At 50.0% G+C, this 16,872-nt stretch carries 2 protein-coding genes; both read left to right on the top strand.

The window, feature by feature from the left end:
- Positions 1-65: 65 nt before the first annotated feature.
- Positions 66-7,700, top strand: coding sequence for an S-layer homology domain-containing protein (locus tag FJQ58_RS22285; RefSeq protein WP_139997000.1), 7,635 nt, complete (start codon positions 66-68; stop codon positions 7,698-7,700).
- Between the two features lie 117 nt (positions 7,701-7,817).
- A complete protein-coding gene (locus FJQ58_RS22290; RefSeq protein WP_139997001.1) occupies positions 7,818-16,862 on the top strand; it encodes a chitobiase/beta-hexosaminidase C-terminal domain-containing protein in 9,045 nt (3,014 codons plus the stop codon).
- Positions 16,863-16,872 lie beyond the last annotated feature (10 nt).

Here is a 16,872-nt window from a genome sequence, read left to right on the forward strand (position 1 = left end):
CTGCTCTGTTGGTGTATTGGAATAATGCGAGTACTAGATTTAGTCAGACGACAGGAGGCATTTAGGTGAGATTAGCTAGAAAAAGCGGCATATTCATGCTCGCCTTGTTATTATTTATAGCTTCAAACTATACAGGCATGGAAGCCGCCGCAGCTGCGGTAAGCAGTCCTAATACAACGGTGATTCAGAACGATTTTATTAAAATTACAGTAGATAATAGCACGGGCCGCTTCGGCATTCGTACGGTTGAAGGACAGCCGGTGCGCAAGAAGGATCAAAACGTCGATATGCTTTTCCGCGGTGATGATCCGGAAACCTCGTTTACGACGTTCAAAATTGACGGCACGGATTATATTTTCGGCAATCCTTATAAATTTGCTGCCAATTTCTTCTCGGAGACATCAACGCCGAAAATTATTCAAAATATTAACGGCACAAAGCAAATCGAAACGATTTGGAAAATTAAAGGTGTCGAGATTAAACAAATCTTGATGCTTTATTTGGACAGCGCGGACAAGTTAAATGCCGGTAATGTTAACATTCGGTATGAAGTGGTTAACAAAAGCGGTGTGGACGTCGCGCTCGGCAGCCGTATTTTGCTAGATACGATGGTAGGCGGCAATGATGGCCCGCAATTCCAAGTCGGTACGGCTTTCAAATCCCCATTGCTAGTGGAAAGGAAGCTTGTACATGATCCAGAGAAGCTGGGTATCCCTGAGGAAGATCAGGCTTATTACAAAATACCAGCCTATTGGGTTATGCGTGACAAGCTGGAGTTGGACAACCCGCTCGCCACGAATGTAATGGCTTATGGTTTCAATAATATAGCGGAAGCCAATATCAACATTGTTGATGAAATGACGGTTGCGCATTGGAACAACTTAGCGAATACCAAGTGGGATTATACACCTAATCCAAATTTGGATTTCACACGGGATACCAATGATTTCGGGACAGCTGACTCGGCAGTAGCCTTCTATTGGAACCCGAAGAAGTTGGCCAAACATGCGGCTCAAACCTTCGAAACGATATACGGTCTTGGTGAAATCGTAGCTCCAGATAAAGTATTCTCGATTCGCTACATGGACCCTGTGCAGCAGCTTGCCACGCTGCCTGATGCTAGCAATTATGTCGATGAAGGCGTTTTTGAAATAACAGCTGAGATTGAGAACTTGGCGATGTATAACATGGAGCATACGCAGATCGAAGCAGAGATGACGCTCCAAAATGGACTGAGCTTTGTAAAGCTCGACAAAGCCGGAAAGATTATGAGAGATGAAAACAATAAGATTTTAACGGAGCCGTCACGCAAATTTGCGAAGGAGCCGTTGAAAAAAACAGCTACGCCGGAAGAGGCTGAAGCGGGCATAAAGCCTAAATATAAACCTGGCGATACCGAGACGGTTACTTTCGTTGTGCAAGCCAAAGGCAGACCTTGGCCAACGACTAGAGAGTATATGTTGACTGTAAAAAGCCCGGAGACCCAGCAAGAAATTGAAGGGAGCGAGGATGAGGATTTAAAGGCACAATACGAGTCTACCAAGAAAAACTTCATCTTGCTGCCACCAATTGGCGAAGCGGTGCCGACGTATGTCTATGCAATTTCACCATCCGAACTTTACAGCACGGATGTGAAGTACATGACTGTAAACCTCTCTAATATTGAGGCTTACAACACGGGCAATGAGACCATCGCGCCGAATTTTGATGTTTATTTAAAAGATAAAGTTACGGGTAAACGCTATAAAGTGGATACGAAAAACGCTGTTCTTCTCCAGCCGGGAGCCGATGGTTTCTCCGGGGATATGCGTATTACGTACAGAGGCGGCGACCTCGTAGATGATAAGGGCAATGTGATTGAAGCGAATTTGGGGCCTGAGCTGCCACTTGGCGAATACCAGGTTCAAATCGATTTTAAAGGCGATACTGGCGGCGATGAAGAAATCGCAGCGATGTACGACATAACAACAAACCAAGTGTTTCTAGTTACAGATAATGAGGAATCGCGTATTCGGGAAGCTAACATTTTGGCGATTTACAAGCAAGAGGTAGATTTGAGCTTTGTAACGCCAAACGTAAGCGGAGCTTTGCTAGATTCTATTAATGAAGCTTTTCCGGGAGAGCCTTTCAAATCCGGAACGGATCTTTATACGGCAGTAACGAAATATAAAGAAGCAAAAACGATTGTAGGTATGGCAAGTAAAGCAAGCGATCCTAAGTTTGATTTAGGAGAGTATTTGGATCCGAAATCATTAAAGGAAGTAGCTGCTTACCAGTACCAACTTTTTGAATCAGAGGAAGCGCTGGAAGAGTTTTTTGGGGAAGAGGATGGACCCGAGCAGCTAGTTGTCATTCGGGGTATGGTCAAGCAGGTCGGTACGGGCGATGAGCAGCAGATTGTTGTGGATACGAAGACGGAGCCGGCAATCATAAACGAAGCGGTTGCTTATACAGGCAAAAACATCGTTTTGGTTCCAGGCAAGCTGGATCTTGGCCTATTCACCAAGCAGTCGAATAACAATAGCGTTGATGATACTCCATTTTTCGATACGCTTATCGTTAAGGGCGACGGTATTTTGAGCGTGGCGAACAGCGGCTTTGTTTTCCATCAAGGGGAATGGACCTTAGACTTCTATAACGGCTTCAATAAGTCGCTTGGCGAAGGCTACTTGGTTAATGATGAGGAAATGCCGGATAGCGAAGATAATGAAGAGGATGACAGTGAGAACGGATCGCTCGATTGGGCGGTTGGCGGTCTAGGGGATGCGATTAACCCGCTTCGCAGGCTGATGATTGAGACGGTTTACTTCAACAAGCATAGCTTGTTTGCGGCACCGAGCTTCTCCATTGACGGCTTTGGGCTCTCCTTCAATGATTTTATTTTGAGACAGGGCGGCGTTTCGTTCGGGGGCTCGATTTCGTTGAAAATCATTGAAGCAGAGATGCGCAACGTTGTCTTTAACGACAAAGGTTTTGTGGGCATCGACGCAGCGCTTAAATTCAATCTGGATAAGGATATGGGCTTGTTCGGAGCTAAAAAAGATGGCGATAAGGATGATGAATCCGGATCGGCAAGCGGAAGAATCAACATTGTCCATTTTGTTCAACCGGTGGAGGATGTTGAAAATCAATACGGCCTTCAGTTTAAGGCTGATCTCAAGGGCATGGTTGATGTGGAGCTTGAGCTAGCTTTGAAGAAGGTTGCGGACGGTCGGATTTTGCCGGATGTGATCGCGTTTGGGACAAGCTTGCCTGAACCAGGCATACTCATTACGGGAGCTACGTATTTAACTAAAATTCGCGGAGCTGTTCGGGAGCTGGCAGATACCATTGCAGGCGGCTCGAAAAAAGATCCTTTCCCGCTCGTAGTGCAGGCAGGCGTTAGCTTGAGATTTGGTATTGCGCCAGCTTATTTCTTTGGCGATATCGACCTGACTGTGAAGAGGACAGGCATCAAGGTTGAAGGGAAGATGGATTACTCTCCTAGCCCTGACCCGGATGACGACGATCTTATCCCGATGCTGACCAAAGCGATGATTGAAGCGCAATGGGTCACTCCGTGGTTTGTACGGATGGAAGCCGAGGTCGATATCGGCGGATGGGAAGTCATTATTGGTAAGGCGGGCATTTTTGTCGGTCAGAACTTGGAGAAAAACCGCATTGATTTCGAAGGGTATATCGGAGCGAAGGTTCAAATTCCGAGCAGCGTGCCTGTCGTTGGCGGCATGCCGCTTTCAAGCGTGTTCCTTGGCGTTAATAATGACAAGCTATGGGGCAGCATAGGCATTCTGTTCATTTCACTTGGGATTACTTATTATTGGGGCGGCGGAGTTGAATTCGGCACCTCGGGCGAAAATTTTCCAGAGGGCTTCATCCATATGGTTGTCGAGGACCCTGAGAAAGGCCCGCGTCTGATGGTTATTGGACAAGGCGTTGAGACGCTGGCAACTTCGTGGCTCGATACGGAGAAAGCGATACAAGAAATTACGTACCGCAAAGTATCCGAAGGCGTAAGCGTGCTGGATAACGGTTCGATGGGCGTAGGCATCGGCGGCATTGTCGTGAAAAACAGCGGCAGAACGCATGAAATTCCGCTGGGCGGCGTAACGGGCAATGCCATGATCGAAGTGGAATACACGTCGAAGGAGATCCCAAGCTTTACGCTTAAGGATTCGAAAGGCAAGCTGTATCCAGTAGTATTCGACAACACAAATACAAATCCGAATGCGAATGCATTCATTCAGCATATCCCGGCAGACCAGTCCGTGGATGGCGTAGATTCGAAAAAAGCTTACATTATTATTCCGCAAGACCGCGCAGCGGCAGGCGGTACTTGGACACTGGCTTCCGTATCGGCCGTGGAAAGCAGATTGCTCAACATTCCGACTACGCCAGAGCTGACGGATGTTAGCTTGAAGAAGAGCAATACGGACGCTAATGCTTTTACAGCAGCGTGGAATGTCTCCAATGCGCACGCAGGCGATACGATCAGCCTGTACCTGACTGAAGATGCATTAGCAGATGCCAAATCCGCAAAGGCAGGTTCCGATACCGTATTGGAGCCGGGCGAGCCGGGTCTGTTGATTGCGAAGGATATTCCTGTCAGCCAAAATGGCAGCAAAACAGGCAATAAAACAAGCGGCAGCATGACGCTTGACGTGACGAAAGTATCGATGCTTGGCGATGTCGAGGATATCCGCGGTTTATTGCAGCAAGGAAATTATTACTTGCGTGCGGAGCTGAAATCGGAGGGTGCTTTCGGAACGAAAACATCTGCGGAGCGCTTTGAAATCATTGACCCGCTTGCACCGCAGCCAGTTAGCGATGTAGCCATCAAGCCAGCTGGCAACGGACTGTTCTCCTTGTCCTTTAAGCCAGGCAAGAAAAAGGCTGGTCATGAGAACTACGAGCATAGCTATGCTTTGGAAGCGTTGAAAGAGCGTGGCGGAGCACTTGAATCCTATCCGGAATTCGGCGAGATTCTGTTTACGGAAACCGAGCTTGCTCCTTACTGGAATGCGAAGACAGGCAGCTATGAAGGCATTCTTGTTGGCGGCTGGGCCGCGACATCTACATCGAATGCGATTAATACGGATAGTCTCGTAGCGATGGACGATGCGCAGGCTCCCGTGACCTACACCGGTCTTGAAGTTGGCAAGGATTACGTCATTTCGGTATCAGCAGTGACGAAGCCAACCAAGGACGCGGACAAAAATGAAAACTATCATTTTGCCGGAAATGTGAACAGCGCAATGAAATTCCTCCCTGTCCCTTCCAAGCCGAAGCTTGGAGCGAGCACGACAGCTGGAACGCTGGATACATCGAAAGTGTATATGGAGCTGCTTACTAATCAGCTTGAACAAAAGATTAATCTGACGGCCAATCAAAAAGATGTTGAAATCGAGGCGTTCTATGCCGACAAATCGATTGGCAAAACAAGCTTGAAAAACAGCGGGTCAGGCAGCAACGGTACGTTAACCTTTGATCAGTTTAAGACCGATGGGCCTTATGCTATTGAACTAGTAGCAACGAATAAGGTTACGCAGGACGTTTCGGTAACGATGCTGTACCTGACGGTCGATACCATTGCTCCGGTTATCTACATCGATGAGCCGATTACTGGGGCTAGATCGAGCGGCGGCAAAATTCAAGTGGCGGGAACGTCGACGAAAGACACTGATCTTACCGTTAATGGCACTAAGCTTGCCGTGGCAGACGACGGAACGTTTAAAGGCCTAGTACCAGTTGAGGGCAGTGAGGCGACCGTACCGCTACAATTTATTGCCAAAGACAAAGCAGGCAATGAGAATACGGCAACCGTTGTCGTGACGAACGCTTCCTATCAAGTGCCTTCAGCACTGGTGTTGAAGCCAATAGGCGACATTAAGCCAGGTGACAGTACAGCAGTCAAAGCGGTACTTAAGTATGCGAATGGGAAGGACGAATCAGGCAAGCCGAAGTTTGAGGAAAAAGATATTCCGAAAGCTGATCTGAGCCGCCTGAGCTTCTCTATAGGCATGGGAGATTCGGTTCGCATATCGGAAACAGGCGTTATTACCGGCCTTGATGTCGGAGCCAGCCTGATTGAAGCGGAATATCAGCTGACAGAGGACGTATCGCTTAAGGCGATGGCAGCGGCGACGGTCGAATGGCCGGAGCAAACCAGCCTAAGAACGATAACGGCAACCTTGTCAGCTATTAGCGGGAATAATGCTATGACTTTGGCTACGATTGGCTCCGCAGGAGACATGACCGGCCAGCAATTGGTTTATAAAGTGTATCCGGAAGGCAGTGGAGCATTTGCGCTTCCAACGTTTGGAGCGGATATTAGCGATTGGTCTTATTTCCCTCAAAATGGACAAATTGCTGCGAAAACCGGAGAAACGGTCGTTATTGCGGCTAGAGCTTCCTCTACGAAGAAAGCGACTGCAGTATCGGCTAAGCTTGCAGCGAGGGTTTGGTCAGCTAGCAGCGGAGGCGGCGTAATTGGCGGCGGAGGCGGTGGCGGTGCCATTGGAGGCGGCGAGCTTCCAGAAGGACCAGCCGAAATCATCGTCAACGGCAAGAAGCTTGAAGTCACCCGCGAGGAAGGCGGCGTAGTGATTTCGATTACGGCTGAGGATCTACAGGCAGCTGGGGATAGCGACATCACGATTGCTTCCGAAGATGCTACGATCACCAGTTATACCTTCCGTATGGATAAAGCTAGTGCTCAAAAAGCGGCAACAGCGAAGAAGGGGATAAGCATCAAATTGCCTATGGCACAATTGGTCATTACTCCTGCTATGCTAGATGGTTTAAAGGAAGACTTGGTGGTATCCATTGGGGCTAACAGCGAAGCAGGGAAAACCGCTTCGGTTAATCTCGCTAAGGAGCTAGGCGCTACTTTGCTTGGAGATGGCAAAGGCGTGACGATTACGACTAATCTGCCGGAAACCAGCTGGAGCAAATATGTGCCCGTACATGTACCGGTGCCGAGTGGCATTCAAGCGAAAGCAATTACGGCGGTCGTTCTGCAAAGCGCAGACGGAAGCTGGACAACCGTTCCTTGGAAGCTTGCTGGGACAAGCTCAGCACCGATTCTTGATATTCAATTGACAGGTGAAGGCAAACTGATCTACCTAAGCAATACTAGTACGTTTAACGATGTGAAAGCCGGTTATTGGGGACAAGCGGGCATCAACGAAGCTGCCTCGAAGCTGTTTGTGCTTGGCAAAGGCAATGGTCGCTTTGAGCCGGAGAGCACAGTGACGAGAGCGGAATATCCAACGATTCTGCTTCGCGTAGCGGGACTCATGAACAAAACGGCTAGCGATAGCTTTACGGATGTGAAATCGGGCGCTTGGTATGAGCGAAGCGTGTCGATTGCAGCGAAGCTTGGCATCGTAAATGGCCGTGCAGACGGCAGCTATGCTCCATCGGCAACCTTGAATCGAATTGAAGCCATGACGATGGTTGGCAGATTGCTGACATCGCTTGGCCTAGGCGGAGAATTAAACGCTGAAGAGGTAGAGGGAATTCTGAATGCTTTCAACGATAAGGATTCCATCCCGGAATGGGCTAGGCAATCGGTTGCTCTGACCGTTAAGCATGGCATCATTCTTGGAGACAACAATAACGTCAATCCGGCGAAATCGCTAACCAGAGCACAGGCTGCGGCGATAGCGACAAGACTTGACGAATTCATTTCCAATCGTTAATAGCAGGCGCTGCCCACATAAGTCGCATAGACCTATGTGGGCACCTTTGCGACATCCTGCGGTTGATAGAGTCACAAGCTGCGATAGAGTCAGACATTCATTTAAGGCGGTGTACAGATGGCATTGAGTAAAAAAACGATCTACCGGATGGTAATTGCGCTAGTAGGCGCGGCAATAGCGGTATTTGCTGGCGTATCCATTCTTACGGCAAGCTCGGATCACTGGACAGAGCATGCCCAGGTAGATTGGTATAACGAGGATTACAATACGTTCACTATTGATTCGGTAGAGAAGCTTGCAGGAATAGCGAAGCTGGTGAATGACGGCGTAACGGCAGACGGCAAAATCATTGATGGGTTTAGAGGGAAAATATTGACGGTAACCGGCAATTTTAATCTTTCGGCCTATACTTGGGTGCCAATCGGAACGGACGAGAAGCCGTTTAGAGGCACCTTGGTGGCAGAGAGCGCCAATATTTTTGCCATTGAAGGCATGAATTTGGATTCAAACAACGTGTATGCGGGGCTTGTCGGCTACATGGATGGAGGCACTGTAGGCGGTTTCCATTTTTCGGGCGGGAGCATTAATATCAATACGGTAACGCAGTCTACTTATTCATCGGCATACGCAGGTGCGGCTGTCGGTAAAATGGTGAACAACGGTATCGTTTATAACATTACCAATACGATTCCCGTTAAGCTAAATGCTGCTGGGCAGCACGCTTACGCAGGCGGAATCGTTGGCGCGGGCGAAGGCTCGATTTCGAATTCGACGAACGTTACTCCGGTTGAGGTAACCGGAGCGTATACGTATGCCGGAGGGATTACAGGCAGCGCAACGAACGGCGGGCTTATTATTAAGAAGGCAACGAATAATGGCATTATTCATGCAGGTAACGGGGGCGCATTGGAAGTATACGCCGGCGGGATCGTGGGTCATGCTTCCGGTGCCTTGCTGATGGAGGATCAAGCGACACCGATTATCAATACGGCTTCGGTAACGGCTGCAAGCGGCGAATTGAGCTACGCAGGCGGTATTGTCGGCAAAGCTGGATCAGAAGTAAGCTTCTCTAATGAGACGGTGAATAATGGAGCAGTAAAAGTCGACGCTGACGGTGCAAAAGGCTCTTATGCCGGTGGGCTTGTCGGTGCCATTACGGCGCAGCAAAGCGGTATATTGTTCAATGTTGCGTTTGAGAATACGGTTCCTGTCGTTAACGTAGGCGGCACGAACGTTTACACAGGCGGCATTGCCGGCTTTATTAACAGTTCATTTACCTGGAACAAAAGCTACTCTAATCAGGTAGCCATTACAGCGAGCGGGTCTGCGAACGTTTATACCGGCGGTTTGATCGGGAATGTATCCGGCGACCTGCGCTTTAACGGAGCGGCTCACAATACAGCAGAGTTGTGGGTATCCGGCAACCCGAACGAGGCTTTCACGGGCGGACTTGTTGGTTATGCCGGCTCACGGGTCATGCTGGAGAGTACAGTCGACGGCGATTACAGCAATAGCGGCAAAATCACGGTGCTTGGCGGAACCGGCGTGTATACAGGCGGAATGGTTTCCAACCGCGCTTATGCCCGGGTATCCGGCAATCCAAGCCTTAATGTGTTGAGCTTGGCTAATATCGAAGTTAACGGAGCGACCAAGCTGTATACGGGCGGCTTTGTGGGGATGGCAGCTGAAGGAAGTGACAGGACGCTGGCAAACGCTACGTTTGCGCAGGAAATTAAAGTAACGGCAGCATCCTCTAGCGCGGAGCAAACTGTGCGTACAGGGGGTATTGTCGGATATATCGTCAATGGAGCGATTAATGACAGCTCCTTCCACGGAAAGCTTGATGTTCAAGGTGGAGACCATGTCTACACAGGCGGCATCGTTGGCGCGTTTAACGGCGGCAGCTTATCCGGGGTTTATGCAGGGAATGCGCTAAGCAGCTTTGCCCAAATTTCGACTGACGGTACCGCTGGCGGTATTGCGGGAGAGCTGAAGGGTGACCTTGACGGAGCAACTGTTAAAATGCTGGCTTTGCAAGTAAAAATAGCGGGCAGCACAGCAGGCGGGGTAGCGGGCAAGGCGCAAGGCTCCATTATAAATGCTAATGTTGGTCTTGTTGACGAACAGAATGGAGATAGCGTCCTTATTGAGGCTGCTGTTCATAACGCTGTTGGCAATTCAGATCAAATTACGGCAGGCGGTATTGTGGGAACGAACACAGGGCTATTGACTGTTGCCAAAAGCCATGTGGCTCAAATCGGGCTGCTTAACGAAGCAGGCAGAAGCGCTTATACGCTTGGAGCGGTAGCAGGACTTCTGACAGCAGAAGCGACGATTGGCGAGCATCAAACGCCAGTGCAAGTAGAAAAAATGCTCTTCAACGTTCAAGCCGAGAAGAGTAATGTCGGCGGAGCGATTGGGGTGAACCATTCCTCCAAAGTGAGCGTGAAGGTACAAGACGTTCAGATCAAAGTGCCGGGAAGCTCAGTCAATGCGGGAGCGATCGCTGGGGTGAATTATGGGGCTGTAGATCCGCTGTCCAGTACCTTGTGGGCTGATCGCATCGACCTAACAGCTCAGGGCAATAATGTGCACTTAGGCGGTTTGTATGGTGAAAATGCAGGGAATGTTCCGCTTGGCCGTTCCGAGAACATTACCATCACGGCTAGTGGAGCGTCCAATGAGCTAGGCGGCATAGCGGGCAGAAATACGGGTGCCTTGATTGACAATGGCTCATTCAATCTTGTTATTCAAGCAAGCGGTGCAAATGCGTCTGCTGGCGGTATCGCAGGTCATTCGATTGGGGCTGAGAACGGTACAGCTGCACTCCTTTCCTTTGGAGCGGTACACGCAGAAGGCGAACCAATGATTACGGCTACGGGAGCCAACAGCAATATTGGCGGCATCGCCGGACTTGCGAGCCGTACGGATATTATGAATGCAAGCGTAGGCTCTGAGGTTCCTCAATACGCTATGCTGTCTGTTAAAGCAAACGGCGTGGCAGCGGGAGGAATCGTTGGCCGCATCGAGCTTGGCAAGATTAAAGGCGACGCGGTACAGACGAATATGGAAAACTTGGTCATTTCCACGACGACCGCAGCAACTAACGGCTACTTTGGCGGTATCGCGGGTTATGCCAAGGATACGCTGCTGGATAGTCTGGTTACGAGCAAAACCAACCTTACGATTAACGGTGATCATGCGGTTGTCGGCGGTGTAGCCGGTTATAACCGCAGCACGAACACGGCAATTATTACAAACGTTTATGCGGAAGATATGAATTTAAAGGTTAATGCAACGGCTTCAGCTTCCATTGCGGGCGGTTTTGTCGGTCTGAATGACGCGCGTGCCAATGAAGTCGGGACTGATCCTGCGACAGCGGTCAGTACCATTCAAAAAAGCCGTTTTGTCGGTGTTGTTAATATCACCGCTCCATCCACGGTAACTGGCGGCTGGGTAGGCGAGAACCGCAGTCTTATTGCGAATAACAGCATTGCTGACAAAATTCCGGTTAACTTCAAAGCAAACAATGGAGTCATCGGCGGGCTTGTCGGCTTAAACCATGCAAGCGGAACTTTATATTATACGTACTCCAATGCAAATTTGAAAATTGAAGGCGAGAATGCGCTAGTTGGCGGTTTGGTCGGTGAAAATGCTGGTCAAGTCATAGCTTCCTACGTGGATACAGATGTAACGACTCTGGCTCACGGAACCGCAGCTCGATCCCTCGTACTGGGCGGACTTGTTGGCCGCAATACAGGCGAGATTACGAAATCGTACAGCGTTGCTAATGTAACGGCAACCGGAGCTTACAGCTATGCAGGCGGCTTGGTCGGCGAGCATGCTGCCGGTTATATTACGGATTCGTATACAGCCAAAGAAGTGAAAGCAACGAATGCAAATTCCTTTGCAGGCGGCTTTATCGGCCGAATTACGGGAGGAAAAGTAACGACCAGCTATTCTGCTGTGCAGGTTGGGGCATCCAACGGCGCATATGCCGGAGGTTTTGCTGGACGCTACGATAATGCAAGCAAGGAACTGCTATACAAATCTTTCTACGTGAAAGATGAGGATCACAACATTAATAAAGACCTGCCTGACTTTGCGGATGGCAATCACCGTTTCTTGAACGTGCATGCAAGACTGAGCACGATTCTGGAGGAGACGCTTCGCGACCGCAATGTATTCCCGGGTCTGTCAGGCTGGGACTTTAATGAGTCATGGAAGTACGGCTCGCTTAATGCCAGCTATAAATATCCAGAGCTGAACCGCAGCGCGAACAATGACGGCGGCGGCAGCAACGATGTGAATGCAAATATTCGCTGGTACATGCTGGATAAGGACGCGTTATACTACGATATCGGAACCGAAGCGGAGCTGGCTGGTCTTGCAGCTATCGTTAACGGTACGATTCCAGGACTGGAGAAATTTGATTTCGAGGATCGGACGATTCGTCTGCTCAATCCAATTCATATTCAATCCAAGCAATGGACTTCGATCGGCAAGGACGAGAACCATGCCTTTGAGGGTGCATTCGAAGGGAAGAACTACTTAATTGACGGACTTACGGTAGGTTCGGCTCAAGATTACGCCGGATTATTTGGTGTCATAGGCACAAATGGACAGGTTTCGAACATCGTTATGGAGCCAGCATCCATTGCTGGCAGCAGATTTACGGGTGCGCTTGCCGGGATGAACAAAGGCAGCGTGTCAAACGTCACGATTACGCTGCTTGATCATGCCAACGTTACAGGTGGCATCGTGGGCGGCATCATTGGCCGCAATAGCGGAACCTATGCGAACCTAACGATTTCGCTTAAAGATGCAAGCTTTATTGAAGGAACAGGTGCGCAGCCAATCGTTGGCGGCATTATCGGGGATAACTCTGGCGCCTATGAAGCGCAGGTGCTGAACCTGCAAGGCGGAAGCATTGGCAGTTCAGAAAATGATGCGATCATCGGTGGACTTATTGGAAGACAAGCTGGAGATGTCGGCAAGCTTGAATTTGCAGTCCATGCCTCCTCGCGCATTTACGCAACGGGCGAACGCAGTATTGTGGGCGGTGTCATCGGTAATCACGTATCCGGCAAAGCGGAGAACATTACCGTGAGCATTTCGGATGGGAAGCTTGAAGCGACAGGCAAGGATTCGATTTTGGGCGGTGTCATTGGACGTTCGGATGGGGGCAACCCGTTTCTTCGAACGGTCGAGGCTGGCAGCACACTTCGTCAAATTAAGATCATTGGCAGCGGCGAAGGCCCTCATCTCTACGGGGCAGGTACGGTTGGCGGCGTCATAGGCGCGAAGACAGGCAGCGGAAACAACAGCTTTGATATCGAGGATGTTTCTACTGAGAATGTATTAATCGCAACGCAAGCAAGCAGCGAAGCCGTTGTAGTCGGCGGGATTGCCGGCAAGCTGACGGATACCGCGATTGCCCGCCCGATCTTCCGCGGAGTGATCCATGGGGCAGGGAATAGCGTAACCGCAGGGGGAATCGTTGGTTATGCGCAAAATGCGATTATCCTGAAAGCCGATGTAAAACCGGATTTTGCCTTTACGGCAGGCCAAGGAGAAAGTGCGATTGGCGGCATTGCAGGCGTGAGCGCCTCATCCGATCGCGACAGGCCATATTCGTTCGGCAGCTTGATTCCGTTCTATCATGGCATATATGATGCCAAGGTTCAGGGCGGCAAAGCATTGCTGGTAGAAGCGGCACATGGTACCGATCTGTTCGTGGGCGGTATTGCAGGCAAAAACAGCAACGCATCGATCTATCAGTCTAAGGAAATCGTTGATCTTGGAGTAAACGGCGGTAAGGCAGTTGCAATCGGCGGCCTAACGGGCTTCAATGATGGGATTATCGTTAGTTCGGATGCACAGAGCAATATCCATGCCGAAGCGGGCAGCATCTATTCGGTAGGCGGTGTAGTAGGGATTTCTGCCGGAGGAGAAATTCACTATTCAAAAGCGATATCCTCGAATGGCGAAAAAATCGTTCTGGGTACGGCGGTAACGCAGCCAAACGTTGTGCCTTCGACACATGTTGGCGGTTTTGTAGGCTTGGCGGATTATACCCGCATAACCAACTCTACAACAAACGTAGCCGTTGAAGTGAATTGCACAAATCCGGATAATACGATTTATGCGGGCGGCTTCGCAGGATTGCTAGGCGATTCAGATACACGCGAGGCATTGATTCAATGGGCCTATGCTACAGGCAACGTAAATGTTACGGGCTGGACAGGCGCTTATGCAGGCGGCTTTGCCGGCTCGGTAGATCACTATCTCATTTCGGATGCTTATGCATCCGGCAGCGTGCAGGCCTCGGGTTTCGATACGCGAAGCGGCGGCTTTGCGGCTGCGGTTGAGAGAAATGCGACGATAAGCCAAGCCTATGCTATTGCTCCTAGCATTAAGACTACAGGCACGAACGGTGCGACAAGGTCTTATACAGGTGGCTTCGCAGGCTACAATGACGGGACGTTGAAGCAGGTCTATGCGGATGCAGCGAGTATCACGGTCCAAGCGAGCGGAGCAAATGTCCATACAGGCGCATTTATCGGCTATAACTTTAGAGACGGCAAGGTAGAGCAGTCTTCATACAAAGGCACGCTTACTGCCATTGGCCGCAATTTGGGAGCTGAAGCAGCACTTGAGCAGGCTGACCTGACTGCTGGCCTAAGCCTTGGCGATTGGGACTTTGAAGTGGATACGACTTTCCTTAGCAATGAATCCGCTGGGGAGGCTGTCATCCGAACCGTGAAGCAATTGCAAGGCATTGTTCTTCTCATGAACGACACGGGATTGGATTATTATCGACTATACAATAGAGCGGCTACAGCTAAACCAAGCTTTACGAAAATCATGCTGGCGGCTGACCTTGACCTTACAAGCAAAAAAATGACGCCTTTCACCCGCTTCGAAAGCGAGCTGGATGGTCAAGGCCATACCATCAAAGGCTTGAAGCTTTCGGCTGGAGATGCAGGCGCAATCGGTTTTGTTATCGAGAATGCAGGCCATATTCACCATTTGACGTTTGTGGACGCGAATGTTGAAGGCGGAGAAAGTGCCGGCATTGTCGCAGGCATCAACCGCGCAAGCGGTAAGATCGAAAATGTTTCCGTTAGCGGAGCTGTTCGTGGATTGGCTAATGCCGGCGGAGTGGCAGGCGTCAACGAAGGCCAAATCAATAAAACGATTATTAGCGGCAGTATCGGAAGCTTAGCTTCGGGTTCGACAACTGCTCTTGGCGGTATCACTGGCCAAAATAAAGCGGGAGCAGCCATTACGGAAGCCTTCTCGCTAGCAGACATTCATGCCTTATCCTCCCATTCGGCAGCAGGCGGTATTGCAGGCGTTCAACTGGGACTAATCGATAATGCCTATAATGCTGGCCAAGTGATCTCGGAAGGGACAGAGAAAGCATGGGCAGGCGGCATCGCAGGCCATGCACAAGCAGGCACGATCAGCCATTCGTTGAATACGGGCGAGATCAAAGCTGCTGTAGAGGGCAAGCTGATTAGCGGAAATACCTTCTTTGGAGGCATCGCTGGACAGAAGGACAATGGCGCATCCCTTGTGCAAAACGTCTTTAATAAGCAAATGCTGAAGCTGAACGTCGCTTATTATGATGCAGCAGGCAACCGGACGGCAGGACAAGCGGCAGAAGCTGCGGGCGTCTTATCCCAGGAGCTTGTAAAAGCGACGCTGCCTTCGCAGCTCAGCTCGTCCGTATGGCAAGCTTTGCAGGGCTTCTATCCTAGACTGCAAGCATTTGAAAACTCTGACACAGCTGTACTTGGAACCGCGGCTGTCATCTTGGGCGAGCGTGATTCCATCAACCGCATCAAGTCCGCCTTTGAATTGACAACAGACGGTGCAGTGAAATGGACGGCGAAGCTTGGAGAGGCAACAATCACAAGTGTTGCCGGCAAGCTGAAAGGAACATTGACGAAGACAGGGCCGGTAGAATTGACTGTAGCGGTTAATGGTCAGTCTCGTTCCGTTGTACTCGGCGCCCCTGCAGTTCCTTTTGCCGAAGCAGCGCTTGCACCTAAAGTCGTTTCGGGTGAAGTGAACTTCAGCGATAAGGTATCCGTCGAGCTGGCTTCAGACGAGCCTCGCGGCGTTATCTATTACACGGTAGATGGCACGGAGCCTGATGAGCATTCACAGCTTTACACAGCTCCTATTGAGTTGACGGCTACGACTACGATTAAAGCGATAACGGTTGTAGACGGAAAAGAATACAGCGCGATTTTGTCCGGCGTTTGGACGAAACAGGTTGTGTTCGGAGGTGGCGGAGGCGGAGCTCCGGTTGCTGCGCCGCCAGCGGTCACGGCACAAATCGGACAGAAATCCGTGGAATCGGAAGCAGGCGCTCCAGTTACTGTCGCACGCAACAGCAAGCTGGTCTTGACGGCGCCGACAGGCCAAGTCATTTACTATACGACGGATGGATCTGCACCAACAACGAAGAGCCTTCAATATAAAGGGCCGATTCTAATTACAGGCAATATGACCGTTAAAGCGATAACTGACAAGAATGACGAAGTGGTTACCATCGCTTACAAGGTTGAGAATGCTAAGTATGAGCTAAAAAGCAATGCGAACAAAACCCCTTATATTACGGGTTACGCTAACGATTTGTTCAAACCGAACGCGGCACTGACGCGTTATGAATTGATTAAGTCGCTTTCCCTGCTGCTCGATATGGAGCAAGTGAGCGTAGGCAGCCTGTTCAGCGACGTAAGCGCAGGGGAAGAGGAGCTCGTATCCTTCTTTACTTCTGCAGGCATTATAGAAGGTTATCCGAACGGTACCTTCAGAAGCGACCGTGGTCTTACGAGAGCAGAGTTCGTAGTCATTATGTCCAGAGTGCTGAATCTCTCCATTGCTCAGCAAGGAGCAGCTTCTCTCTCGGACGTCAAGGGTCACTGGTCAGAGAAATATATTAATGCCTTTACGTCAGCGGGCTATGTCAAGGGCTTCCCTAACGGAACGTTCCGTCCGAATGACGAAATTTCAAGAGCGCAGGCTGTTGTCCTCATTAACCGGGTGATCGGAGCGCAAAAGCAAGGCGAGACAAACGCCGCTTATAAGGATCTTCCAGCTACTCACTGGGCTTATGAGGAAATTATGTCTGCAATAATCAAGTAGGAAAAGAGGA

The organism is Paenibacillus paridis (assembly GCF_006345825.1).
Lineage (GTDB): Bacteria > Bacillota > Bacilli > Paenibacillales > Paenibacillaceae > Pristimantibacillus > Pristimantibacillus paridis.

Coding starts and splice junctions, on each gene's coding strand:
- FJQ58_RS22290 (WP_139997001.1), top strand. CDS start 7,818: ATGGCATTGAGTAAAAAAACGATCTACCGGATGGTAATTGCGCTAGTA.